Annotated in this window: 1 pseudogene; it reads right to left on the reverse strand. The window is 62.9% G+C overall.

The features are described 5' to 3' along the window. Positions 1-348 (reverse strand): annotated as a pseudogene (locus tag SB822_RS55620) (DNA ligase); the annotation flags it as partial.

The following is a 348-nucleotide window of genomic DNA, read 5'->3' on the forward strand; positions in this document are numbered from 1 at the left end:
GCGAGCGCGTCAACATCGCGGCCTCGATCATCCGGTCCCAGCCGAGTGACGGGTCCGGGTCGAGATCGAACACCACACGGTCGGGCTTTTCGATGTTCGACGCCACGCCGTTCCATGTGTGAAATTCGATCGTGCCCATTTGCGCGGCGCCGACGTCGCCTTCGCGCTATCGACGGTGATCAGCGGAGGATGACCCGGATCGAGCCCGGGATGCTGCGTGATGTTTGGAATCGACAGCTTCTGCGTGTGCTTCTGAAAAAACAGCTCGCCGCCGATGTCCTCCGGCGCGCGCACGAGCGACACGGGTCGGTCGATGAGATGCGGCAGCATCCATTGCGCGACGGATTC

It is taken from the genome of Paraburkholderia sp. SIMBA_054, assembly GCF_046534875.1.
In the GTDB taxonomy this organism is placed as follows: Bacteria; Pseudomonadota; Gammaproteobacteria; order Burkholderiales; family Burkholderiaceae; genus Paraburkholderia; species Paraburkholderia hospita.